This window comes from Neorhizobium tunisiense (assembly GCF_039631515.1).
GTDB lineage: Bacteria > Pseudomonadota > Alphaproteobacteria > Rhizobiales > Rhizobiaceae > Neorhizobium.
In genome coordinates this window covers 145,200-168,217 of record NZ_JBDIUU010000007.1, presented here as the reverse complement: position 1 = coordinate 168,217, position 23,018 = coordinate 145,200, and the positions used below count along the sequence as shown (strand labels likewise).

General features: G+C 60.7%; 17 protein-coding genes. 4 read left to right on the top strand and 13 right to left on the bottom strand.

Annotated elements, in window-relative coordinates:
• Positions 1-247 precede the first annotated feature (247 nt).
• Genes ABCW43_RS20585 through ABCW43_RS20570 form a run of 4 tightly spaced genes read right to left on the bottom strand, consistent with a single transcriptional unit; the run spans position 248 to position 6,327 of the window.
• Positions 248-1,549 (bottom strand): DUF6005 family protein, encoded by a 1,302-nt coding sequence (locus tag ABCW43_RS20585; RefSeq protein ID WP_345927870.1) that lies wholly within the window; start codon positions 1,547-1,549, stop codon positions 248-250.
• The gene (locus tag ABCW43_RS20580) at positions 1,546-2,826 is read right to left on the bottom strand and encodes an AMP-binding protein (protein WP_345927868.1); all 1,281 of its coding nucleotides are present in this window, start codon (positions 2,824-2,826) and stop codon (positions 1,546-1,548) included. Before ABCW43_RS20580 ends, ABCW43_RS20585 begins: the two co-directional genes overlap by 4 nt.
• Positions 2,823-4,559, bottom strand: coding sequence for an IucA/IucC family protein (locus ABCW43_RS20575; protein WP_345927866.1), 1,737 nt, complete (start codon positions 4,557-4,559; stop codon positions 2,823-2,825). Before ABCW43_RS20575 ends, ABCW43_RS20580 begins: the two co-directional genes overlap by 4 nt.
• Positions 4,543-6,327: an IucA/IucC family protein gene (locus tag ABCW43_RS20570; RefSeq protein WP_345927864.1), complete on the bottom strand. Its 1,785-nt coding sequence runs from the start codon at positions 6,325-6,327 to the stop codon at positions 4,543-4,545. The genes ABCW43_RS20575 and ABCW43_RS20570 overlap by 17 nt, the downstream gene beginning before the upstream one ends.
• A gap of 505 nt (positions 6,328-6,832) precedes the next feature.
• Here ABCW43_RS20570 and ABCW43_RS20565 point away from each other — a divergent pair.
• Together ABCW43_RS20565 and ABCW43_RS20560 are read left to right on the top strand one after the other, a co-directional pair.
• Entirely contained in the window at positions 6,833-8,035 is a 1,203-nt protein-coding gene (locus tag ABCW43_RS20565; RefSeq protein WP_345927862.1) for a mandelate racemase/muconate lactonizing enzyme family protein, read from the top strand.
• A 12-nt stretch (positions 8,036-8,047) separates the two neighbouring features.
• On the top strand, positions 8,048-8,962 hold the full coding sequence (locus ABCW43_RS20560) for a DMT family transporter (protein WP_345927860.1): 915 nt from the start codon (positions 8,048-8,050) through the stop codon (positions 8,960-8,962).
• A 79-nt stretch (positions 8,963-9,041) separates the two neighbouring features.
• Here ABCW43_RS20560 and ABCW43_RS20555 read toward each other — a convergent pair whose 3' ends face one another.
• The 5 genes from ABCW43_RS20555 to ABCW43_RS20535 all read right to left on the bottom strand — a co-directional run bounded on the left by ABCW43_RS20555 (position 9,042) and on the right by ABCW43_RS20535 (position 14,424).
• Positions 9,042-10,046, bottom strand: coding sequence for a TRAP transporter substrate-binding protein (locus tag ABCW43_RS20555; protein WP_345927858.1), 1,005 nt, complete (start codon positions 10,044-10,046; stop codon positions 9,042-9,044).
• A 32-nt stretch (positions 10,047-10,078) separates the two neighbouring features.
• Positions 10,079-11,356: a TRAP transporter large permease gene (locus ABCW43_RS20550; RefSeq protein ID WP_345927857.1), complete on the bottom strand. Its 1,278-nt coding sequence runs from the start codon at positions 11,354-11,356 to the stop codon at positions 10,079-10,081.
• Positions 11,356-11,889 (bottom strand): TRAP transporter small permease, encoded by a 534-nt coding sequence (locus ABCW43_RS20545; RefSeq protein ID WP_345927855.1) that lies wholly within the window; start codon positions 11,887-11,889, stop codon positions 11,356-11,358. The genes ABCW43_RS20550 and ABCW43_RS20545 overlap by 1 nt, the downstream gene beginning before the upstream one ends.
• Positions 11,890-12,233: 344 nt before the next feature.
• Positions 12,234-12,944, bottom strand: coding sequence for a FadR/GntR family transcriptional regulator (locus tag ABCW43_RS20540; RefSeq protein WP_345927853.1), 711 nt, complete (start codon positions 12,942-12,944; stop codon positions 12,234-12,236).
• 34 nt (positions 12,945-12,978) lie between these two features.
• Complete coding sequence (locus tag ABCW43_RS20535) at positions 12,979-14,424, bottom strand: FAD-binding oxidoreductase (protein WP_345927851.1); 1,446 nt, start codon at positions 14,422-14,424, stop codon at positions 12,979-12,981.
• A gap of 181 nt (positions 14,425-14,605) precedes the next feature.
• On the opposite strand from ABCW43_RS20535, the gene denD reads away from it, so the two are divergent.
• Together denD and ABCW43_RS20525 are read left to right on the top strand one after the other, a co-directional pair.
• On the top strand, positions 14,606-15,589 hold the full coding sequence (denD, locus tag ABCW43_RS20530; RefSeq protein ID WP_345927849.1) for a D-erythronate dehydrogenase: 984 nt from the start codon (positions 14,606-14,608) through the stop codon (positions 15,587-15,589).
• 192 nt (positions 15,590-15,781) lie between these two features.
• Complete coding sequence (locus ABCW43_RS20525) at positions 15,782-17,365, top strand: diguanylate cyclase domain-containing protein (RefSeq protein WP_345927847.1); 1,584 nt, start codon at positions 15,782-15,784, stop codon at positions 17,363-17,365.
• 35 nt (positions 17,366-17,400) lie between these two features.
• Here ABCW43_RS20525 and ABCW43_RS20520 read toward each other — a convergent pair whose 3' ends face one another.
• From ABCW43_RS20520 to ABCW43_RS20505, 4 genes are read right to left on the bottom strand one after another with little or no spacing between them, the layout of a single operon-like run.
• On the bottom strand, positions 17,401-19,194 hold the full coding sequence (locus ABCW43_RS20520; protein ID WP_345927845.1) for an ABC transporter ATP-binding protein: 1,794 nt from the start codon (positions 19,192-19,194) through the stop codon (positions 17,401-17,403).
• Entirely contained in the window at positions 19,188-20,207 is a 1,020-nt protein-coding gene (locus ABCW43_RS20515; protein ID WP_345927843.1) for a glycosyltransferase family 2 protein, read from the bottom strand. The genes ABCW43_RS20520 and ABCW43_RS20515 overlap by 7 nt, the downstream gene beginning before the upstream one ends.
• Entirely contained in the window at positions 20,207-21,310 is a 1,104-nt protein-coding gene (locus ABCW43_RS20510) for a glycosyltransferase family 2 protein (protein ID WP_345927841.1), read from the bottom strand. Before ABCW43_RS20510 ends, ABCW43_RS20515 begins: the two co-directional genes overlap by 1 nt.
• Entirely contained in the window at positions 21,295-22,470 is a 1,176-nt protein-coding gene (locus tag ABCW43_RS20505) for an acyltransferase family protein (RefSeq protein ID WP_345927839.1), read from the bottom strand. The genes ABCW43_RS20510 and ABCW43_RS20505 overlap by 16 nt, the downstream gene beginning before the upstream one ends.
• Between the last annotated feature and the right edge of the window lie 548 nt (positions 22,471-23,018).

Below are 23,018 nucleotides of genomic sequence, written 5' to 3'. Positions count from 1 at the left end.
AGTATCTGATCTCGTCTAATATGCTGACCCAGCGCTCGCCACGGTGTGCAACGGATGGGCCGATGATATGAATGACATGGTTGGATTACCCATCATGCGGCGCATATCTATCATCAAAAACTTGAATGCAATAGTCATATTATGATGACGGCAGCAAAGGCGTGGATTGCCTTTGCTGCCGTTAGGCCCTGCACCTGTCGCGACACTTTGGGGGAAGCGAAGCGGGAGAGATATGCATATTTCAGCCCTATCCGGCGGCTCTTCGGAGCTTCGGGGCGGTGAGCAGTACGTTTTGGTCGCACCAATCGGAAAAGACCTCGCCAAGCCTGACCTTCAGATTGCGCTCCAGCCGGTCGGCCTCGTCAAGGCGCTCGAAGACCGCACCGGCCTGGTTCCTGTCACCGGTCTGGCTGAGCTTCATGCAGGCGTAATGCAGGTTCTTCAGCGATTGCACGAGCGCTTCGATCTCCTCGCACCAGGTCTCGAATTCGGCAGCAGGCAGCTTCAGGGCGCGCCAGAAGAAGGCGAAACCGTGCTCATAGGCATATTTGCGGATGGTGATCACCGGCAGTTCACGCACCGCGGATGCCAGGTTCGCCAGCTGCAGCCCGTTGCGGCCGTCGATATGGGCCGTGACGATGCCGCGTACGGCATCGGCTAGCGGATTGCGGTCGGCGACGAAGCAGGCTTCGAAATAATCCCTGAGGTCTTCCGGCGCCGGATTGCGTGCCTGCGCGTTGTCGAAGACGTAACCGCCGCCGACCGTCGGCTGCATGATCGCGTGGATCACCTTTTCCCGCTCGATCTCGCCTTCCCATCGGTAGTCGGGATCGTGCACGAACCATTTGTCCGGATCGGTTGTCTTCTGCAGCATCAGGTAATGCGGGAAGGGGTTCTGGTTGAATTTGTTCTCGCGCTCCGGGAGGTGGAACATGTCGAGCATGACCATGACCGAGCCGGTGTCCGGCCGGCTGTCGACGAGGTCGAAAAGCGTGGCAAGGTTGTCGCTCTTGGATCTTGCAGGGTCGTACCACTCCCGGACCTGGACCTGGAAAAGCCGCTGGAACCAGTCGCGGAAGAAGTCCTGGGTTATCTCGGGCGAATGATAGAGGAGCTGGAAGTTTTCGCTGACGGTGAACCTCGCATCCCAGACCCCGAAATAGAAGGGCCGCTGGTCGAGCCCCTGCCGTTTCAGGCCGTCGCAGACGCAACTGACGAAACAATGCACCTTGATGTCGTAATAGGCCTCGCCGTGGACGCCCTCATCCGCCGTCCCGCCCGTCATCGGGAATGACGGAATGATGGCCTTCGGCACATAGAGCGCCACGAGATCCGCAACCGTGTCGAGCTCCTGCCGCGCGATCGCCTCTTCCGGCATGGCAAGGCCGTATTCCAGCTCGAGATTGAGGAAGATCTGCAGGATCAGAACGGAATCGAGATAAAGATCCTCGTTGAGGCGCGCTTCCGGCGCGAAGCCACGCATATGCGGATGGGCCATGTGCTCGGAAAGCACGGTCTGGACGGCTTCGAGGATATCTTCGCGGGTCATGAGGCAACTCCTGCTTCGGGGCCTGCGAACTCGCCGGCCGCATGGCGGGCCGCGACCTCGCGGCGGCTGATCTTGCCGTTCGCCTGACGGGGGACTTCTGCGACCTGGATCATTTCCATCGGCAACTGGTGGCTGGCGAGATGGCGGCTGCACCAGGCGCGGATATCCTGCGGTGCCACCGGCTGATTGGCGCTGTAGAGCAAGGCGACGCGTTCTCCGGCAAAACGGTCGCTCCTGCGGAAGGCGACGGCGTCGGTGATGCCAGGCATCGCCATCACCGCGTCTTCCACGTCGCCGGGATAGACGTTGAGACCCGATACGTTGATCATGTCGTCCATGCGTGACACGAAGACCAGCATGCCGTCCTTGCGGCGGTAGCCGAGGTCGCGGGTGTGGATTGCCGTGCCGCCATCGCTGCGGACGACGATCTCGCCGGCATCGTCAGGGCCCGTTCCGGTCTCTGCTGCCAGATGCGGCAGGACGAAACCCATGTCGCCTGCGGCCCGCATGTCCGGATTGATGGCGATGCAGCCGGATTCCGAGCAGCCATATTGCTGGAACAGATGTTCGCTTCTTGCGCGGATCTGCACGAACCACGGATCGGGCAGCAGTGTGCCGGAGGTCATCGCCGCATGAAGCTTTTCTCCCTCCGGCAAAAGCCGCGAGAGCGTGTGGAGGATCGCGGGGGAGGAATAGAGAAGCGGCCGCTCGGTCTCGCGCAGCACTTTCAGGAGATATTTCGGATTGGCGGTCTCGACGATGACGGGGGTCTGGCCGCGCTTGAGAGCCACGAGAATCCCGCAGATCAGCCCGTAGGAATGAGTGGTCGGGCAGGCGATGACCGGCGTCATGCCTTCGGGTTCACGGAAGGTTGCGACATAACTTTCGACCTCCCGGTCGATTTCGGCCCAGGGCCGGGCGATGCATTTTGCTGCCCCGGTCGTTCCCGAACTCATGTGCAGCAGCCGTCCCGGCCCTGGCGCCTCCTGCCTCGCGTCGAGCACTTCGGCCGCAAGGCTGTTGTAGAAAAGCCGGTCGCAGTTGGCCGTGATCGCCAGTTTTCGGGCGGCGGCATAGGGTGTGCCGGGATGAATCGGCAGGACGCTGGCGCCGGCCTTGCGGATGGCGAAAAACAGGGACAGCCATTGCGTCGTTTCGCTGAAGCAGACCGCGTAGTGGCCGCTGTCGTTTTCAGCAAGACCGATCTGCGCGGCGATGCGTCTCGATGTTTCATCGAAATAGGCGTGATCGTAGAGCCGTCCATCGATCTGGATCATGGCTTTCTCCTTCGTTCAGACGTCCTGGCAGCCAAGGCATTCGGCACCTCGTGGTGATATTCCGGCTTCAGCGCGAGGAGCTTTCGGGTGACCAGGGATTCGGTGAGGATGAGAGCGCGGTCGTGCCCCAGCAGCGATTGCCGGTGCTGCATGTCCCGCTCCTGCGCATAGCCGGCGAGCAGGCTTTCGACCCGCTGCCAGAAACGGAATTCCGGAAGTCCGTAACAGACGTCGAGAAGATGCGAGATCTCCGCCAGATTGAACACGAAAAGCGTGTCCATCACCAGCTCCCGCAGGGAATCGAGATTGTCCGTCCAGTAATATTGATCCGGTTCCGCATGGCGGTAGAGCGGGTTCAGCGAAGCGAAATCCGGAGCTCTCTTCGGCTCGCGCAGAAAATCGGGCGCAAATTCCACGCTCTCGTGGAAATCGCGCAGGATAAGCCGCACCGGCCAGCCGTTCCGATGGACCAGCAGCATATTCTGGCCGTGGGCTTCAACGGCGATCCCGTGGGCGACAAGGAGGTGCCAGACAGGCAGGACGGCGACCTCCAGAAGCCGGTTCATCCACGGCATGAGGCCGAAATGCTCGATCCACTCATCCGCAAAGGGCTTGCCGTCCGCTTCGATCATCATCAGGGCGTTGAACGGGATGATTGCCTCGCCGGGCGACAGAGTCGCCTCGGCATTCTCCCGCCAGATCGCGCCCAGCTGGCCGGCCAATGAACCTCCGGCATCGGCGATGACCCCGGCATATTCCTGCAGGATGGTGAGGGGAAATTCCCGGCCAAACAACGGATCGTCGCGGACGATGCCGGCGATCCATGCGGATAGTACCGGTGCCGTGCAGACCGAATGCGGCTCCAGCGTCCTGCGCGACGAGGTATTGATGATGTTGAGCGGCAGCTTGATGCTTGCCGCGCGCGGCCGGTCGACATTGAACAGGGACCGGACCGATTGGCTCGCCAGGTAACGATCGCCCGCGGGGCCGAGGTAGTACGCCTCTCCCGCGGCGATCCACCCCGCGCGCATGGTTTCGCCGAGGTCTTTCCATTGCCACGGGTGGAGCGGCACCAGCCCGAAATCCTCGGCCGACAAGCCGAGCTGTTTCCGCCTCGCCTCCAGCACTGTCCAGGTCTCGTCGCCGAGTTCGGCACGCCAGAAGGCATCTCTGCTGACCGGAAGCGCGTGGGCGAGATGTTTCTGGGCGACGAGCAGCCAGACAAGCTGGAATGCCTGCCCGGCTTCCGGTCCGTAGGCGGCATGATCGGCAAACGAAAATCCGGTTCTGGCTCTGTAACAGGGATGGTACGGATGCCCTTCGTCGACGGCACCTTCAAGTTCGACAAGTGAGAGGTCGCGGCGGTTCTTGAAGGGTAGATTCTGGTGGTTCCATTCGGAAAAGGCGATCGTCTGCTCTAGCTCGCTGAGCAGCTTGCCGCGCGTGATGCCGGTGCCGGGTAATGACGGGATGATCGCGCCAAGCGATGCGCTTTCCCAAACGCCATCCAGAGCCTGCATCTCCACCGATCCCTTCGCGATGCGGGCGCGTCCGAACGGGCCGATCGTGCCGTGGCACCGGAATTCCCGGCCACCGAGCATCCACTGAAATTGCGTCGCACCGTCACAGGCGCTTTCGCGCGCCTCTATGATGCCCTCGAACAGCAGTGCCGCCACGAGCTGGCGGATGACGCGGTCGCGAGGTTCTCCAGTGGCTTCAAGAGGCAATGGCATGGCCGGTCCTCGGGGCAGCAAGCGCGATCGGAACCCTGAGCGGGTTCGGGATCGGCCGATACAGGGAATGCACGCCGCTCGACTGCAGTTCGTCGACATCGAAAAGGCGCGTCGTGAGATTGGCCTTCGATGTGATCGTCGGCAGATCGAGAACGTGCCTTGCAAAATCCCGGCCGGCGCCGGACATCGTCTCCGCGCAGTGTTCCAGATGCGCCCGCAGGGCGAATAGAAGGACACCCTCGTCGCAAAGTCCGTCATGGCCCATGCGGCTGATGACGGAAAAGACCTGGTTGACGACCAGGTAATAGGCGAACCGGTCACGGATCTCGGCATCCGCGAAATAGAGCGAGGCGATTGTTTCCGTTTCCGGCGCATGCCCGGCAAGCAGGCTGCGATAACGCTCCGAAAGATAAAAGCCCTGGTTGTCGCGATAATAGCTGGCGGCCGGATAACCCATGCCGATATCGAGGAGGGTGTTCTGCTGGTGGGCTTCGAGCGCCACGCCGTAGTCGTCGTAGAGCCGGATCAATGGCTCGACGGCGCAGCCAAGATAACGCCGGAACCATGCAAGCGCAGTGTTTGAAATGCCGTCGCCGCCTCTGGCTGCGAGCTTGCGGATAGTCCGCTCCAGTCTCGACAAGTCGCCGGGAAGCGGGTCGGCGGTGAGGGCGGCTACCGTCACGACGCCCTGTGCGCTGGCGCCCCTGAAAGGATTTTCGCGCAGGATGACCTCGAAACCGCTTTCCTCGCGGCCGGGCATATCGAGGGTGATGTAGGCGGGATCCTGGATGATGCGGAAATTTTTGGAACGCTCGGCAAAGCCGATGCCGTCCATCAGCTTTGCCATCGCTACCCCGGCTTCAAGCTCCGGCCGGCGATTGATGCGGACGGAATTGGTGATGCGCACGGGAAGCGAGAACTTCAGCATCCAATCGGAATGCGGGCTGTAGACGGTGCGTACCGATGACGTCGCGGTGAAGAGAGACCCGGCGGGACCGAGATGACGCAGGCGGCCGTCGCGCTGCATCGCCTGGATGCCCGGATCGAGAAGCAGCGCTTCGGCCTGCAGCGGGTGCATGGGTATGAGGCACTCGTTCGGTCGGATGCAGAGATCGGCTCCGGAAGTGCCAAGCCCGGAGCGGATGATTTCGTGCGCCTGCATCGTTCGTGCTGAAGCCTCGCGGACATGTTCTGTCCTGGCGGCAAAATACTGCAGCTGGAATTGTCCGCGCAGTTCCGGGGCGTATCGCTCCTGCTGCCAGAATGTCATGCCCTGCCGGCTCTTCGGCGTCGGGTGCTGCCAGTGGCCGAAGACGAGCGATTGTTCCGCCTCGATGAAATGTCCCTCGTCCGGCGGCGCGGGAGAGGCCTTTTCGAGGTAGAGCGTCATCTGCTGGTAGCTGTCGAGAACCCGCACCAGCAGTTCCAGTTCAAAGCTGCGCAGGGCATCGGTCCGGTCCTCCTCCATTTGCCGGTAGGCTTCCTGGAGGAGGAGATAGAGCGCCGACATCGGCTCGACCGCCCGCCAGGACGTATCGGACACGGCGCGCGTCCACAACCTGCCGAAATGCTGCGGCCCGCAGACGGATGCGGAGACGATCTCTGCCCGCAGCAGGAACTGCTGCTGCGGCAGTGGCCATTCGATGGCATCGACCGTTCCGCTCATGCTGCGGTGGACAATCCGAGTACCGGAACTGACCTCCCGCAGATAGCAGTTCGCAAAACTCTGGAATGTCACCGCTTCAGCGGTCTGCCTTGACGATTGCATATGTCTCCATCCCCATTGCCAAGCCGACGACCACGCAATGGCTTTCCTGTCGGCGCCAGGCGGCCGGAGCCGACAGCCTTTGCCGGTCTTCAGTCAGGCCTGCGCCGACAGTGATCTGGTTGCTGCGGATGGGTTCTCCGGGTTGCCGGCTGCGGCGCCCGGGCAGGGGGCTGTTTGACGTTTGACCCTACAGGAAGAGGAAGAGCAGGAGGCGAGCGTCGCGCATTGTCGCGATGCGACGGCTTCGTTCTGGTCTGCGGTGCCTGAAGCTGTGATCTCATGGCGGCGAACCCGTTCCTGTGTTCCATTTTTTGCGCGCCTTGCTCTTGCTCTGCAGGCGCTCCGCAACAAGGACGATCTGTCCGCTCCTTTTTTTCATCGCTTTCAGAATTTTCGATCTGCGCCAGCACTCCCGGTTTGGATGACTATTCTGTGGGCGACAAAATAGCGGGGCTTGCCTTATCAAAGTCCCTGGCTTGTGGTTGAATCCGCCGAGGGAGGAAACATGAAGATCACCAAGCTTGAAACTGTGCGCGTTGCAGAGCGCGCGAACCTGTTGTGGGTCCTCGTCCATACCGACGAGGGGATTACCGGCCTCGGAGAAACCTTTTTCGGTGCCGAGACCGTGGAGAGCTATATCCACGAATACGTGGCGCCGCGGGTCATCGGCCGCGACCCGCTCCAGATCGACCTTTTGGCGCAGGAACTGGTCGGTTATGTCGGTTTTCGGTCCTCAGGCGCGGAAGTTCGGGGCAATTCGGCGTTCGATATCGCCCTCTGGGACATTTTCGGGAAGGTCACCAATCAGCCCATCGCCCAACTGCTGGGAGGCTTCAGCCGCCGGGAAATCCGCACCTACAATACCTGCGCCGGCACGGAATATATCAAGAAGGCCACCGGACAGGCGACCGCCAACTACGGTCTCACCGGGGGCACCACCTATGACGACCTCAACGGTTTTCTGCATCGTGCCGACGAACTGGCCTTGTCGCTGCTCGAAGAGGGCATCACGGCGATGAAGATCTGGCCGTTCGACGCGGCTGCGGAGAAGAGCAAAGGCCAGTATATCTCGATGCCTGATCTGAAGCTTGCGCTCCAGCCTTTCGAGAAGATCCGCAAGGCCGTCGGCGACCGGATGGATATCATGGTGGAGTTCCACTCCATGTGGCAACTCCTGCCGGCCATGCAGATCGCCAAGGCCCTGACCCCGTACCAGACCTTCTGGCATGAAGATCCGATCAAGATGGACAGCCTGTCGAGTCTGAAGCGTTATGCGGAAGTCTCGCCGGCGCCGATCTCGGCCTCGGAGACGCTTGCGAGCCGCTGGGGTTTTCGCGATTACCTGGAAACCGGCGTCGCGGGCATCGTCATGCTCGACATTTCGTGGTGCGGCGGCCTTTCGGAGGCCCGCAAGATCGCGTCCATGGCGGAAACCTGGCATCTGCCGGTCGCGCCGCATGACTGCACCGGCCCCGTGGTCCTCTGCGCCTCGACGCATCTGTCTCTCAACGCGCCGAACGCACTGGTGCAGGAAAGCGTGCGCGCGTTCTACAGGACGTGGTACCGCGATCTGGTGACGGCGCTCCCGGAGATAAACAACGGCATGATCACCGTGCCGCCAGGCCCGGGTCTTGGGCTGGATCTCAACCCCGAGCTCGATCGCGCCTTCACCGTCAGCCGGCGAACCTCCGACGCCTCCATTCTCTAAGGTGCAATTGAAATGAATATATCCTCGGCGACCGTGCTCAGGACCGCGAGCATGACCGGCCCGATGCTGATGCTTCTCGGCATGCTGATGTTTGCCTTGAACGATGCCATGGGCAAGTGGCTCGTCGCAAACTATGGGCTCGGTCAGGTTGTCCTGATCCGCAGCCTTGCCGCACTGGTCATCCTGGTGCCGATGGTCTGGAAGACAGGCTTTGGCACTCTGCTGACCGTCGAACGGCCCGGCATGCAGTTCTTCCGCGTGGCGTTTTCGACTGCCGAAGTGTTCTGCTTCTATTATGCGGTCATGTACCTGCCGCTCGCCGACGTCATGACCTATTGGCTGGCGGCGCCGATCTACGTTGCTGCGTGCTCGCCCTTCCTGCTTGGCGAAAAGGTCGGCTGGCGACGCTGGACGGCGATCGCCGTCGGCTTCGTCGGCGTCATCATCACGCTCGAACCCTCGAGCGCCATGTTCAGCATGCCGGCAGTCATTTCGATCGTCGGCAGCGCCGCCTTTGCCTTCATGCTGATTTCCGGGCGCTTCCTGCGCGGCACGCCGGATAGTGCGCTGGTCTTCTTCCAGGTCATGGGAGCCGGCGTCGCAGGCCTTGCCTTCGCGCCCTTGGACTGGTCACCGATCGCGTCGAGCCGCGATCTTCTTCTGCTCGGGCTGCTCGGTATCGTCGCCATGGCAGCGCACATGCTGGTCAACCGCGCCCTGAAGATCTCCGATGCCGCGACCGTCGCACCGCTTCAATATACGCTGCTGCTCTGGGCCGTGATCTTCGGCTGGATGTTTTTCGGCGACATCCCGCGGTTCGGCATGATGCTCGGGGCGGCCCTGATCGTCGCTTCAGGCCTCTTCATCTTCATCCGAGAACAGATGCTCAAGAAGCGCCAGAGCGTGCTTCCGGCGATCCCCGAATGATAAAGGCCCGCGGCGCCTGAAGCGCCGCGGGCCTGTTACTCTGGAGAATTGACCGCTTCGGACGAAGCGGTTTCTTACCCTATTTGCGGACTTCCTTGAGCTCGGCGACGATGGCGTCGACTACCTCGGCGCCAATTGCAGCCTTGTGCTTCTCATAGACGACCGCGGACTTTTCACGGATGCGCTGCTGCTCTTCCGGCGAAAGCGTGTTGACCTGCAGGCCGGCCGCCTTGATCTTCTCAAGCGACTTCTTGTTGAGGTCGCCGATCACCTGGCGTTCGACATCGCGGCCGACCACGGCGCAGGCGCGCAGGGCTGCCTGTTCGTCCGGGGCATAGGTGTTGAAGATCGCCTTGGAGAACAGGAAGAGGAACGGTGTATAGGCGTGGTTGGTCTCGGTGACGTATTTCTGCACTTCGAAGAACTTCGAGGTGTCGATCGTCACATAGGGATTTTCCTGCGCGTCGATCGCCTTGGTTTCAAGCGCGGAGAAGACTTCGCCGAAGGCCATCGGCGTAGCATTGGCACCAAGGTTCTGGAAGGTATCGAGGAAGATGTTGTTCTGCATGACGCGAACCTTCATCCCCGAGAAATCTTCCCACTTGTTGACTGGGCGAACCGAGTTCGACAGGTTGCGGAAGCCGTTTTCCCAATAGGCGAGGTTGACGAGGCCGGCAGCATCCAGCTTCTGGTTCATCATGTCGCCGAACTTGCCGTCGAGGACCTTGTAGGCTTCCTGGGCGTTGCCGAAAAGGAAGGGCAGGTCGAAGACGCCGAGCGCCGGGACGATGCCGACCAGCGGCGACGAGGACGTCACCACTGCTTCCTGGACGCCGGAACGCAGCGCCTGCGTGGCCTGCAGGTCGCCGCCGAGAGCGCCGCCCCAGAAGGCCGTCAGCTTGATCTTGCCGCCGGACTTCTCGTCCAGGCATTTCTGCATCGCATTGATGCCGTTGCCGACCGGATGGTCGGCATTGATGCCGTTCGAGACACGGATGTTGCGTGCCTTAAATTCGGCGAAGGCCGGGACGGCCGACGAGCAGGCGATGGCAAGGGCAGTGGTGGTCAGTAGAAGTTTTCTCATGTTATCCTCCCATGGATGAGTTTGAGACAGGTTTAACGGAGCCAGCGTGCAGGCACGATGACGAGGTCTGGAAACAGGACGAGTAGAAAGAGCACGAGCGTCTCGGCAATCAGGAACGGCCAGACACCAGCCGTCACCTTTCCGAGTGGAATGCGGGCGACGCCGCTGACCACGTTCAGCACCACGCCCACAGGTGGCGTGATGAGGCCGATGGAGTTGTTCATGATGAACAGAACACCGAAGTAGACAGGGTCGATACCTGCCTGCTTGACGATCGGCATCAGCACCGGTGTCAGGATCAGGATGGTCGGCGTCAGGTCGAGCGCCGTCCCGACGACCAGCACCAGGATCATGATGGCGAACATCAGCAGCATCGGGCGGTCGATCAGCGGCTCGATGTAACCGACGATCTCGGCCGGAATATTGGCAGCGGTGATCAGCCAGGAGGACACGAGTGCCGCGGCCACTAGGAACAGGATGACCGAGGTGGTCTTGGCTGCCCGCAGGATGACATGCGGCAGCTCGCTCGGCTTCAGCTCGCGGTAGATCACCATGCCGACAAAAAGCGCATAGGCTGCGGCGACGACGGCGGCCTCGGTCGGTGTCATGATGCCGGCCTTGATGCCGCCAAGGATGATTACCGGCATGCCGAGTGCCCAGGCGGCGCGGCCCGTCATATGCATGCGTTCGCTCATCGAAGCCTTGGGCAGCGGCTGAACGTTGTCTTTCCGAACGGTGATCAGCCAGGCGATGACCAGCGCTACGCCCATCAGGATGCCGGGGAAGATGCCGGCCAGGAAGAGTTGGGTGATCGACACGTTGGCGGCGACGCCGAAGACGATAAAGGCCATCGACGGTGGAATGATCGGGGCGATGATGCCGCCAGCGGCGATCAGGCCGCCGGACCGCGGCACGTTGTAGCCCGCCTTCGCCATCATCGGGATGAGGATGGCGGCAAGCGCTGCCGTATCGGCGGCGGCCGAGCCCGAGATGCTCGCCATGATGACGGCCGCCATGATCGCGACAATGCCAAGACCGCCGCGGATATGCCCCACGCAGGCAATCGCGAAGTCGATGATCCGGCGCGACAGGCCGCCCGAGTTCATCAGTTCGCCGGCGAGGATGAAAAAGGGTATGGCAAGCAGGGTGAAGGTATCGACACCGGCGATCATGTTCTGGGCAATGATCTGGGTGTTGAACATGTCCATGTACCACATGAGCACGACGCCGCAGAACATCAGCGAGAAGGCCACCGGCACGCCGATCGCCATGGCGCCCAGAAGCGATACGATGAATACGATAAGTGTCATCAGGTACGCTCCGCCATCTGCTCGATCGTCAGGTTCTCACCGGCGAAGATGCTGATCTCTTCCTCCGTCACGCGACCGCTGAGATATCGGAACAGGCGCTCCAGCGCGATCAGCGACATGCCGCCGCCGGTGAACAGGCCGATGCCGTAGACCCAGATCATAGAAATGCCCGTCACCGGCGCGCTCATGCTGGCGTTGATCTCGAACTGCTGCCAAGTGCCCCAGAAGAAGATTGCCGAGCAGACGAGGATGATGATGTTCGACAGGATCATGCAGACCAGGCGGCCCGTGCGGCCGAAGAGCGCCACCACGCTTTCCACCCCGAGATGGCCATGCTCGCGAAAGGCAACGACGGCGCCGATGAAACTCAGCCAGACGAAGAAGTAGCGGGACAGTTCCTCGGAGACGGACATCCCGGAATTGAAGGCGTAACGCAGGACGACATTGGCGAAAACCATGATCGCCATCGCCGAGAGCAGGACGATCAGCAGGATTTCCAGAAATCTGAAAAAGAGATTGATTGTTTTTTGCATATTCCCCTCCCGTTTTGTCTAAATAAGCCCACGCCCGGCGAGGTTCTTCATCAAGGCCGATGGCCCAAAGCTCCACTCCCGGCATTTGTCACCGTGTTCCCGCTGATGGAACGAATGCTCGAGCCTGAAGGCTCTATATTCGGTGCAGTCTCCGATTTCATATGTAATCGGCATCTCCTCCCCTGCCTTCACAAGGCGCATCTCCCGCATCCTGCCTATTGTCAGGATGTCTGACAACTCTCCATCGGCGGTATTTCTAAAGAGAGTTTTACTCGCTGTCCAGCGGCCCTTGACTGCTTTCAGGAAATCTCCTGGATCGATCTAACGGAGCGACCGGGTGGAACTTAATAAACTTTCAGTTGAAGGTCGAGACGACTTGCCGCGCCGTGGAGATGATGGCGCATCGCCTCCCGGGCGCGGATAGGATCGCGGCTCGCAAGGGCGTTGCGGATTGCGACGTGTTCCGCGATCGTCACTTCGACGATCTCGGTCAACACCGCTGCGTCCCGGGCAGTATTGATCGCCAGGTGAATTCGCTCCGCGATAAAACCGAGGAATAACAGGAAGTATTCGTTATGCGTGGAAGCCGCGATCTGGCGATGAAAGGCGAGGTCGGCCAGGACGCCTTTTTCGGTCCACTTCTCTTCGCCTGTCATCTGTTCGAGCGCTTCGTCAAGTCTCACAAGGTCTTCGGCGGTGTGATTGGTGGCTGCGAGACCGGCAGCTTCGATCTCAAGGGGCAGCCGGAGCTGAAACAGGCTTTGAAAACTTGCGTGGTCGGCAAGATTGCCCTGTTCAATGCGAATCGACTGCCGGTGCTCAAAATCGGTGGCGAACGCTCCGACACCCTGCCGGGTCTCGACCAGACCCTCATTGCGAAGTTGCGCGATCGCTTCGCGCACGACCGACCGGCTGACGCCGAAGGTCTTTGCCAGAATGTGTTCCGTCGGCAGCTTCTCGCCCGGCGCGATCCGGCCATCGCTGATCTCGCGTCCGATCTGCGACGCGATCCGCGCGGGCAGATGTTCGTTTCGTCTGATCTGGCTGAAGTCCATTACCACGGCGCCGGCTCTCCCCTATGACGCTCTTCTATGACTTCCGGGTAAAATTCAACTGGCAGCCTGGGTTCATCACCATGTCGGGATCGATGGCATTCTTGATGGACGTCAAAAGGCGGCGCTTGGTTTCCGGAAGGCGCGCATCGAAGTCCGCCCGCTTGAGCCGGCCGATGCCGTGCTCGGCGCTGAGGCTGCCGTGGAACCGGTCAAGCACTTGGTTCAGGATCGTTTTCGACTGGTAAATCCGTTCGAGCCGCTGTTGATGGGGCAGTTCCACGGATGGCAGAACGTTAAGATGGACATTCCCATCGCCGACATGACCGTAGGAGACGCACACGCAGTCGGGCAACGCGTCGTGGATCGCCTTTTCGGCCTCGGCGACAAAGGAAGGCACCTTGGAGAGCGGAACCGAAACGTCGCTGCGCATATGGACACCACGTTTCGCCTGGCCTTCGTTCATTCCCTCCCGGATCAGCCACAGGTTTCGCGCCTGCGCCTGTGACGAGGCAATCGCACCGTCGAGGACGATGCCGTCTTCCATGACGCCTTCGAGGAACCGCTGCATCAGGTCGGCGATATCGACGAGGCCCGAACCGGAAACCTCCATGAGAACATAGGAGGGATAGTCGGTGGCCATCGGGATCGGCAGATCCGGCATGGCTTCCCGGGCGAGCGTGAAGGCAAGGGGCGGCATGAATTCGAAGGCGGACATCAAGTCGCTACAGTCCCGCCGGGCCCGGCGATAGAGAGTGATTGCATCCTCCAAAGAGGCGAGGCCGACAAGGGCGGTCGCCACCTGATCGGGATTGGGCGTCAGCTTGACCGACACGGCGGTGACGATGCCGAGCGTGCCTTCGGCGCCGATGAAGAGCTGCTTCAAGTCTATGCCGCGGTTGTCCTTCCTGAGCGTCGAGAGACCGTCGAAAACCGTACCGTCCGGCAGGACGACCTCCAGGCCCAGCACCAGTTCGCGCGTCATGCCGTATCGAAGCACATTGATGCCGCCGGCATTGGTCGAGACGTTGCCGCCGATCCGGCAGCTTCCCTGCGCGCCGAGCGCCAGCGGGAAGAACATTCCCTCCGCGGCGATCGCTTCCTTCAACTCCCACAGGATGCAGCCCGCCTCGACGACGGCGGAGAAGTCGTCGACATCGATCTTGCGGATGCGGTTCATGCGTTCCAGGCTGAGGACCACCTGACGCTCCGGCATATCGGGAAGGCCGCCCAGCACGAGGCCTGTATTGCCTCCCTGGGGGACTATGGTGAGGCCGAGATCACGGCAGCCTTTCACGCAAGCCACCACGTCGTCCGTCGATCGCGGCCTCAGGACGGCAACCGCAGCACTGGTCACGTCGCCGTGCCAGTCTCGACAGTATCGCGCCATTGAATCCGTGTCGGTCAGGACAAGGTCCTCGCCAAGCATCGATCGCAGGAGGAGGCGATGTTTCCCGACCGGGTCGGTCTGCAGGCTCGTCATTCTCAGTGGTCCCTCCGGATGATCCGTCCCCTGGCTGGATAGTTCGGTTTGCCCCGCGCCTTATTCCCGGCGCACAACTATCCTGTTTTCAAAGGGAGCATATAAGGTTATCAGACAACCGTACAATATAAATTTCGCGTATCCGGGCAGTCGTGCGCTTCGGGTCGAGATGGGAGGAAGCATGCATATTCTGATCATAGGCGCGGCCGGCATGGTGGGCCGCAAACTGGCGGCGCGTCTCATCGCCGATGGCAGCGTTCTCGGCAAGCCGATCGACAAGCTGACCTTGGTCGACGTCGTGAAGCCCGATCATCCGGAGGGGTTTTCCGGATCCGTGATGACGAGCGACGCCGACCTCTCGATGCCGGGCGAGGCCGAAAAGTTCATCAGGTCCCGCCCCGATGTGATCTTTCACCTTGCCGCGATCGTATCCGCGGAGGCGGAACTCGATTTCGAAAAGGGTTACCGGGTCAATCTGGATGGCACCCGCTATCTGTTCGATGCGATCCGCCTCGCGAACGGAGAGGGCGGCTACAAGCCGCGGGTGGTCTTCACGTCATCTATCGCGGTTGTGGGCGCCCCGCTTCCATTCCCCATTCCCGATGATTTCCACCTGACGCCGCTTACCAGCTACGGCACCCAGAAGGCCATTTCGGAATTGCTCCTTTCGGACTACACCCGCCGGGGCTTCTTTGAGGGCATCGGCATCCGGCTGCCGACCGTGTGCATCAGGCCAGGCAAACCCAACAAAGCCGCGTCGGGCTTCTTCTCGAACATTCTGCGCGAACCGCTGATCGGGCAGGAGGCGATCCTGCCCGTGTCGGATGAGGTGCGCCACTGGCATACATCGCCTCGCTCGGCTGTCGGATACCTCGTCCATGCGGCGAATATGGATCTCGAGCCGGTCGGCCCACACCGCAATCTTTCAATGCCGGGCGTCAGCGCAACCGTCGGCGAACAGATCGATGCGCTTCGCCGCGTGGCGGGCGAAAGGGCAGTAAACCTCATTCGTCGCGTACCCGACGAGATGATCATGAGAATGGTTGCTGGCTGGGCACCTGGTTTCGAGGCAAAACGCGCTACCGCCCTCGGCTTTACCGCGGAGAAAAATTTCGACGAGATCATCCGCGTCCATATCGAGGATGAGCTTGGAGGCCGCCTGTGATTGGAAATCTGCGCGCGGACTGAGGGTTTGGCCTTCAAAACGAACGGTGCCCTCGCTCAGATGTCGGAATGCCTCGGAGCGAGGACGCGTCATTTATATGCGGCACTTGAACTTTAGTGATTTATTTCATTCTTCCCGCTTATCCTTCATCCGTAAATTTTTCCGGGCAGATCGGCTGTGCCTGAGGGAGCTATGCTTGGTGCGGAAGTGATGATCCTGCTGGAATCCTGTCCGCTTGCCGCGCTCATTGTGAACGCAGCGGGTTTCGTCACCTTTGCGAATGCCGAGGCAAGAGCACTTTTTGACGAACCGGGCACGTTGTGCGGCACAGGTATCGCCGATCTCCTGCCTGGATGGCCGCTGGATGATCCCGAGGGTTCGTCGGTTCTCTTGAGCTGCAGGGCAGGAGGAACCCGGAACTGCACCGTCAGAGTTTCGTCATGTCCCGGATCGGGCGAGCCGATCACCGTGGTCTGGATCGAGGCCGCAGCGCAGGAAAAATCCGCCGGGCTTGCCGCTCGGGAAGCCAATCTTCGCCTGCGATATGTCATCGAGATGTTGCCGCAGGCCGTCTGTGTCTTCGACGCCAAGGACCGTTACGTCCTTTGGAACCAGAAATACGCCGATCTCTATGCCGATATCGCCGAATACCTGACGCCCGGAATTCCGTTCGAGGAGATTTTAAAGATCAGCCTTGCAAGCGGCAGCATTCAGGAGGTTGTGCCGGACCAGGGCGTCTGGCTTAGCGAGCGCATGGCGAAGTTTCATCAGCCCGTATCGCAGGAAGAGCGGCAAATGAAAGACGGGCGATGGTTGCGCTACGACGATCGCCGCACGCCGGATGGCGGCGCCATCGGAATGCGCATAGACATTACCAGCCTCAAGCAACGGGAGGAGTGGCTTCGGCAATTGTTCGACGCAAACCCGATGCCGATGCTGCTCTGCGATGGCGACAGCCTTGCGATCCTTGAAGCCAATCACGCGGCGCTTCAGTTTTATGGCTATGAGCGCTCGATCATTCTTGCCAAAGCCGTTTTCGACATGCACGCCGAAGGCCAGGGCGAGGAGTTCGCCGCGAGGCTCCGCAATCTCGGTGGCGATTGCGAAGCGCGCACCGTGTGGCGCCAGCGAACGGCGCAGGGCAGGGAACACCATGTCCTCATTTATGTCCGGTTGCTCTACGATGGCGGCGATCGACGGTTCCTGCTGACGGTCGCGGATGTCAGCGATCGGGTGCTGGCGGAGGCCGAGGCCAACAGGCTGGCGCATCATGACGTTCTGACGGGCCTGCCGAACCGGATGCAATTCTACAAAGCTCTCGATGAGGCACTCAAGTCCGAAGCGAACGAGGGCGTTGTCACCGTTTACTGCCTCGATCTCGACGGGTTCAAGCCGGTTAATGATACGTTCGGCCATGCCGCCGGTGACGAGGTCTTAAAGCTTGCCGGTGAGCGATTGCGTTCGGCTGCGGGCGGACATCTGGTGGCTCGCCTCGGCGGCGACGAATTCGCCATCCTCGTGAAAAGCGAGGGCCAGGCGGATATCGGCCTTGCCGATCGATGTATATCGGCCTTGAGCGCACCTTTTCGGATCAAGGGATTGTCGATCAGCATCGGTGTCAGCATAGGCATAGCCGCCGCAAGTGTTGTCGCCGGCGACCGAGAAGCGCTTGTCCAGGCCGCGGATCGGGCGCTCTATCGGGCAAAGTCGGCCGGCCGCAACACCTGGCGGATGGCCGAGGACGAGATTGTGCCATTGGTTGTCACGGTTCGCTAAGGTCGGGAGCAAAACCCATTGCCGCTCGGCACTGGTTACGACGGGCTGCCATGCGACATCTCATGTTCGTAAAGCTGTTCCATGCTCAAGGATGCAACTTCAGCAAAGGGCGTCTGATTGCGGACGCGGCCCGCACCGAGAATGACGACCTCGTCACAGAAGGAAATGGTGCTGTGATGATGGCTGACAACGATCGTGGTGCGGCGTCCGGCTCTCAATTTCAAAGTCTCCACGATCGATGCCTCGGATAGACCGTCCATGGCATTCGTGGCCTCATCCAGGATCAGGATTTCCGGATCGCGGACCAGCGCTCTCGCTAGGGCGATCCGCTGTCGTTGACCGGCCGACAGGCTCGCTCCCCGATAACCGACGACAGTTTCATATCCGTCAGGCAGCTTCTCGATAAATTCGTGCGCTTCGGCAAGTCTGGCCGCGCTTTCGGCCTCGGGGAGGGAGGTATTGTGGCCGTAGACGATGTTCTCGAAAATGGTGCCGTCCACCAGTTCAAGATCCTGGCTGGCAAGCGCAATCTGCCGGCGCCACTGAGCGGGATCGATTTGGCGGAGGGGAATGCCGTCGACAAGAATATTGCCCTGATCCGGCTCCACGAACCGGCATAGGAGATTGACGATCGTGGTCTTGCCGGCGCCCGACCGTCCGATAATTGCGGTCGAGCGGCCCTGGCGGATCTCGAAGCTTACCGAACGCAGGACCACGGGTCGTGTGCTTGCGCCCGGATACCTGAAGGTCACCTGGTCGAACTTGATCTGCTGGCGGAGCCCCCGGATCGGACGACTACCCTGGGGAGCCGGTGGTTTGTCGGAGGAATCCAGGAGCCATCCGACCTCTTCCAGCGCACCACTCCATCCCTGGATCTGGCTCCAGGCAATCTGCAGCGCGCGGACATGCGGTTGTAGCCTGTAAAGCAGGACGACGAAAGCCACGATGACCGGGAAACCGACCCCAACCCGCCATGCACTGACAACCACGCCCAGAAAGAGGGCGGAATGCAGCACTTCGGTGAGCGGCGGGAGAGCTGCCTGGCGGCAGTTAAGAACAAAACCTGCCTTCCGCACGGCATTCGAAGCCGCGTCGAAGATCGCTCTTTCACGCATTTCCTGTCCGAATGCGCGGATCAGGCGCCCGGCGTGAACGAGGTGAAGCATCCTCGCGGCGAGTTCACTGTTGAACGACGTGACGTTGCGGCTCGGGGCCTTCAGGCCGGCTGACAGCAACGCATGGATGGCCTGGATCAGGACAAGCCCAAGCATAACGCATAACGACATCTGCCACGAAAGAAGCAGCAAAAATGCGAGCAGGATAACGGCCGCTGATGCATTCACGATCGCGGCAAGGATGGTCTGGACCGCATCCGAGGCCCGCCAGGACTCGTTGGAGATGATGTTCAGCAGCCGGCCCGGGCTTTGCTGGAGGAAGAACGGGTAGCCGATCGTCAAAAGCTGATCGGCGAGACGGTTCCGGATCGAATGGCCGGCCTTGCCATATATGAAATTGGCGAGCACCGCGTTGGCAAAAGCCAGCACGTTCTTCACGGTGATCAGTCCGAGAATGGCGGCCGCGATGACGATCAGCCGCGTCTGGTCGTCCAATCCCGCGCCCACCCGCTGGAAAACGGCGGAAAGGCCGGCCATGCCCGAAGCGTCGCTTTCGCCGGCAATGATGCTGAGCATCGGGATGACAAGACCGATGCCGGTGCCTTCGAGCACGGCGCTGCTCAGTCCAAGGATGACAACGACAACCAAGAGGCCGCTGTTTTTCCCCAGAGCCTCGCGCAGGAGGTGAGAACTCGATGTGAGGAAATCTAGCATGGCGGCGATTCCCGTTGCGGGCGACGCAGATGGCTGGTCGTGTCAGCGTCTGCCTGTTTTGGCCACCGAATGGCGAGCAAGGCAAACTTGGCTGCTCCGACCAGGTTCATCACCACGATCGTCAGGTGGGACAGGGAAATCTCCGGATCGAAACGGTAGCCGCCGAACAGCTCCCGCCAGGCCGATCGGGTCGTCCAGCAGAAGTGACGAAGCAGCCAGGGGGCCTTGAACATATGCTTGGCGCAAAGGCCGCCGTTTCCAAAGCTGTAATCCCGGTGAAGCTGTTCGATTGCATCGCGCGTGGTTCGCCCGTGAAAATGCCGGACCGTCATGTCGGGAACATATTCGATTGGAATACCGAGTTGATAGGCACGGACGAGGTAATCCGTATCCTCTGCGGACCGCAGCGGGCCGCCGGCCCCGAACCGTTCGTCAAAGCGCCCGATGCGGGTTGCCGCTTCCCGATGCATGGTCATGTTGCAGCCGAGCACAAACCCGCCCGGATGAACATCCGGCGTGAAACGGGCCCGGAACCGCGACCTCTTGATGGTGAAAGGCAGATCGCGCGGGCTGCCGAGATCGACCCGGCCACCCCGGACAATACATCGCTCACCTGCCGAATAATGACGGTTCAGATCCTGGAGGTAGGAGGTCTCGACGACGCAGTCATCATCGATGAAGATCAGAAGCCTGCCTCGCGCCCGCTCCATTCCCGTATTGCGCGCGGCAGCAAGGCCGGGCTGTAGCTCCACCATCCATCTGACGGGAACCGCAGATTTCGCCGCGATACGCGACAAACGTGCGGCTGTATCGTCGGTGGATCCGTTGTCGACCACCACCAGCTCGCAGCTTAGGGAACAGGCTTGGCAGGCGGCTTCGATCGAGCTGATACACGCCTCGAGCGCGGCGGCCCTGTTCCTGGTGCAGACGATAAAGCTTGCATCGATGGGGTGGCGCCCGTCGGGAGACAAGGGGGGACTGACGTGCGGGGTCTGCTTGTTCTCCTCGGACATCAGGCCAGTCCTTGAAGCGGCAACACCGTCTTGGCCGGCACCGATTGATAGTATCGTGCCATCCCATCGAGCCTCCGGATCGCCACTTCCGACATGCGGCTCAACCAGGGCGCAGCGACGGCGGCTCGAAGCCCGTAGCGTTCCCGTCGCCGGATGACGTCCCATTTTCCCGTTCGCATGAGAAATGCGTGGGTCAACTCCGGACGTTGCTCATCGGCAATGAATTGGTAGAGGAAATAGAAGAAGCAAAGGGCTCCTTCTGCGTAGCTGCTGGCGCTCGCACCAGCTTGCTCGGCGACCTTTTCTTCGATCGCGAGCATGCAATCGGCGGCTCGGCGCACCGTATCCGGCGTAACGGCTGCGCCGATATCAAGAAGAGCGTCGGGATCGTCGTTGAGAGCCTGCCGTTCGAGATTCTCGGCGACGATCTTCAGGTGGGTTCGGCGCATTTGCCGCTTGTGCCTGTTTGTGACGCTGTCGCAGTGGATACGATAGGCGATCAGGCCCTCATCGATCATCGCCGCCGGAAACTCGCGTGTAATGCGCCTGAAGAGATCGAAGTCCTCCGCGTGGACGTAGCTTGCGTCATAGACCAGCATATCTTCGGGAATGACCTTGCGATTGTACATCACCGTCGAATGCAGGAAGATCGTGAAGAACAACGACAATATGTGCCAATCCCCCGACTGATAAATGGGATTTGGCGTGCTGCGCACGACGCGGCTGCCGAGAAGCCGATCGACTTCCGTTCCGCAGATCGCAAGCCGGGGGTGCTCCTCAAAGAACGCGACCTGACGGGAAAAGCGGGTTGGATAGGAGATGTCGTCCGCGTCCATTCGTGCGATCAGGTCACCTCTGGCCAGAGCAATGCCCTCGTTCAGGGTCGCGATCAGCCCGCGGTTTTCGCGCGAGACGATGCGGACGCGATCGTCAAATTTTTGATATCGGTGCAGAATATCCAGCGACAGATCGGTCGAGCCATCGTCGATGGCGACGACCTCGAAGTGCCTGTAGTCCTGGCGCAGTATGCTCTCGAGCGCGGCAGCGAGATAAGGCTCGCCATTATAGACGGGCAATAGGACGGAGATCAGCGGGGAGGACATCGTTCGGCTCCCAATGGCGTGGCAAATCGAAGTTCCTGCATTTGCGCAGCCTCCGAAATGGCTGTGGCAGACGGCGCGTCATACGTCGGGTCAAGTCTGCTTGGGGGGACGTATGGGAAATAACGCTTGAGCTGGTTGAGTGGTTTTTCGAACGCCAGCCACGAGATCGCGGCCAAGACCAGCGTTCCCGTGGTCGCTACGATGAGGCGCCCCAAACCCTGTTCCGAGACGTTGAACGGAATCCAAGGCTGTGCACTGACGACGAAGGAGAGGACGATCGGATGGTACAGGTAAACCCCGTAGCTGACGCGTCCGACAGTGGTCATCGGGGGAAATTCCAACAGGCGGCCCGGAGCTCCACGCAGGCCCGACGAACAGTATCCGACCAGAGCCGTGAGCGGGATAAGAGGAAGAACCTCCAAGCCGATCCAATTCATCCAGGCGAGCGTTGGTGACAGGGGAAGCGGTTTCAGCCACATCAGAATGGCCGTTGTAACAAGCAGGGGTACCGAACTCAGCCGCATCCAGTGCGGCAATGTCCGTGACCGCGCGCGATAGAGCGCAAGGAGCGCGCCCGCCACCAGTGCGTCCATCGACGCCGGAGGAAGAAGATCCCGCGCGAGCGAAGGCGTCCCCGTGAACGGCCAATAGAACCGATAGGCAAGCGAGCACACGATGAGAGCGATGCAGATCGGCTCAAGCCAACGACGCGGGGCGAGCAGGATGACGAGCGGCCACAGGACATAGAACTGCTCTTCGATGCTCAGGCTCCAGGTATGGCAGAGAATCCAAGGCGTCCATTCATCGCGAAGGGCGTACCAGAAATTCGACAGGTAAAGGGCATGCCATTTGATGCTGCCGCGGGCCTGCTCGAGGTTAACCAGCCAGACGAAGCTGAGCACTGCAAAGTACGGCGGGAATATGCGGAGCGCCCGGCGAATATAGAACGATCTCAGCGCGGTGCCTGGTTCGTACTGGGTGGCAGAGCGCGCTTCCAGCAAAAGCCGGGTTATCAGGAAGCCGCTGAGAACGAAGAACAGGCGTACGCCGATATGGCCCCAGTGCGACCCGTCGGCCGCGAAAAAATGCGCGTAGAGAACCATTGAGACGGCAAGGGTTCTGAGCCCATCTAATTGTCGGTCGCGTGCATGATGAAGCATGGAGCCCCCCAGTTGCGCAGAACTTGTGATAACTCCCGCCTCGCTTGCTGTTGCGCCGTGCTTCTGTTTGGAACCCCAAGGAACTATTTTGGCAGCCCGAAAAGTTCAGGCGAAATCGGACCAAACTGTGGCCGCCACGGCGATTCAGACTTTAGCCCCGCGGCGGGGCAGCCTTTGGTCCTATTTGGAGACGTAAATTTCGACTGTCCGTTGTGCATGGTGATCCAGAACCATTATTCGCTGCAGGGCCCCTATTTCCGCTGCGCCGTGGTTGGCGGGGCGGCACGGTTTGTCCCTCGGCGCCTTGCCGGCCCGCCCGGCCCAGGTGTTTGTCGCACGCGTATGCCGCAAAACAGGGAAATTGTCGCAAAGTATCGCATCGCAATATCCCATGCGTAAAGGGGAGGCCAGCGAATCATGCAGGCCGACTTGCATGCCGGTCCAGGCTGAGAGGCGCATGAGCGTGCCGTAACATTTCTTAATGTGACTACACAGTGCGGCTCCTGCCCATCGTTATCGTGTGACCTAACCCAAACCGGCCAAGGGCG

What these genes read in the sequence shown, in the direction of transcription:
- ABCW43_RS20525 (WP_345927847.1), top strand. Translation starts at nt 15,782, where the DNA reads ATGCTTGGTGCGGAAGTGATGATCCTGCTGGAATCCTGTCCGCTTGCC.
- denD (WP_345927849.1), top strand. Translation starts at nt 14,606, where the DNA reads ATGCATATTCTGATCATAGGCGCGGCCGGCATGGTGGGCCGCAAACTG.
- ABCW43_RS20555 (WP_345927858.1), bottom strand. Translation starts at nt 10,046, where the DNA reads ATGAGAAAACTTCTACTGACCACCACTGCCCTTGCCATCGCCTGCTCG.
- ABCW43_RS20565 (WP_345927862.1), top strand. Translation starts at nt 6,833, where the DNA reads ATGAAGATCACCAAGCTTGAAACTGTGCGCGTTGCAGAGCGCGCGAAC.
- ABCW43_RS20505 (WP_345927839.1), bottom strand. Translation starts at nt 22,470, where the DNA reads ATGCTTCATCATGCACGCGACCGACAATTAGATGGGCTCAGAACCCTT.
- ABCW43_RS20545 (WP_345927855.1), bottom strand. Translation starts at nt 11,889, where the DNA reads ATGCAAAAAACAATCAATCTCTTTTTCAGATTTCTGGAAATCCTGCTG.
- ABCW43_RS20580 (WP_345927868.1), bottom strand. Translation starts at nt 2,826, where the DNA reads ATGATCCAGATCGATGGACGGCTCTACGATCACGCCTATTTCGATGAA.
- ABCW43_RS20540 (WP_345927853.1), bottom strand. Translation starts at nt 12,944, where the DNA reads ATGGACTTCAGCCAGATCAGACGAAACGAACATCTGCCCGCGCGGATC.
- ABCW43_RS20520 (WP_345927845.1), bottom strand. Translation starts at nt 19,194, where the DNA reads ATGCTAGATTTCCTCACATCGAGTTCTCACCTCCTGCGCGAGGCTCTG.
- ABCW43_RS20535 (WP_345927851.1), bottom strand. Translation starts at nt 14,424, where the DNA reads ATGACGAGCCTGCAGACCGACCCGGTCGGGAAACATCGCCTCCTCCTG.
- ABCW43_RS20570 (WP_345927864.1), bottom strand. Translation starts at nt 6,327, where the DNA reads ATGCAATCGTCAAGGCAGACCGCTGAAGCGGTGACATTCCAGAGTTTT.
- ABCW43_RS20515 (WP_345927843.1), bottom strand. Translation starts at nt 20,207, where the DNA reads ATGTCCGAGGAGAACAAGCAGACCCCGCACGTCAGTCCCCCCTTGTCT.
- ABCW43_RS20510 (WP_345927841.1), bottom strand. Translation starts at nt 21,310, where the DNA reads ATGTCCTCCCCGCTGATCTCCGTCCTATTGCCCGTCTATAATGGCGAG.
- ABCW43_RS20560 (WP_345927860.1), top strand. Translation starts at nt 8,048, where the DNA reads ATGAATATATCCTCGGCGACCGTGCTCAGGACCGCGAGCATGACCGGC.
- ABCW43_RS20575 (WP_345927866.1), bottom strand. Translation starts at nt 4,559, where the DNA reads ATGCCATTGCCTCTTGAAGCCACTGGAGAACCTCGCGACCGCGTCATC.
- ABCW43_RS20585 (WP_345927870.1), bottom strand. Translation starts at nt 1,549, where the DNA reads ATGACCCGCGAAGATATCCTCGAAGCCGTCCAGACCGTGCTTTCCGAG.
- ABCW43_RS20550 (WP_345927857.1), bottom strand. Translation starts at nt 11,356, where the DNA reads ATGACACTTATCGTATTCATCGTATCGCTTCTGGGCGCCATGGCGATC.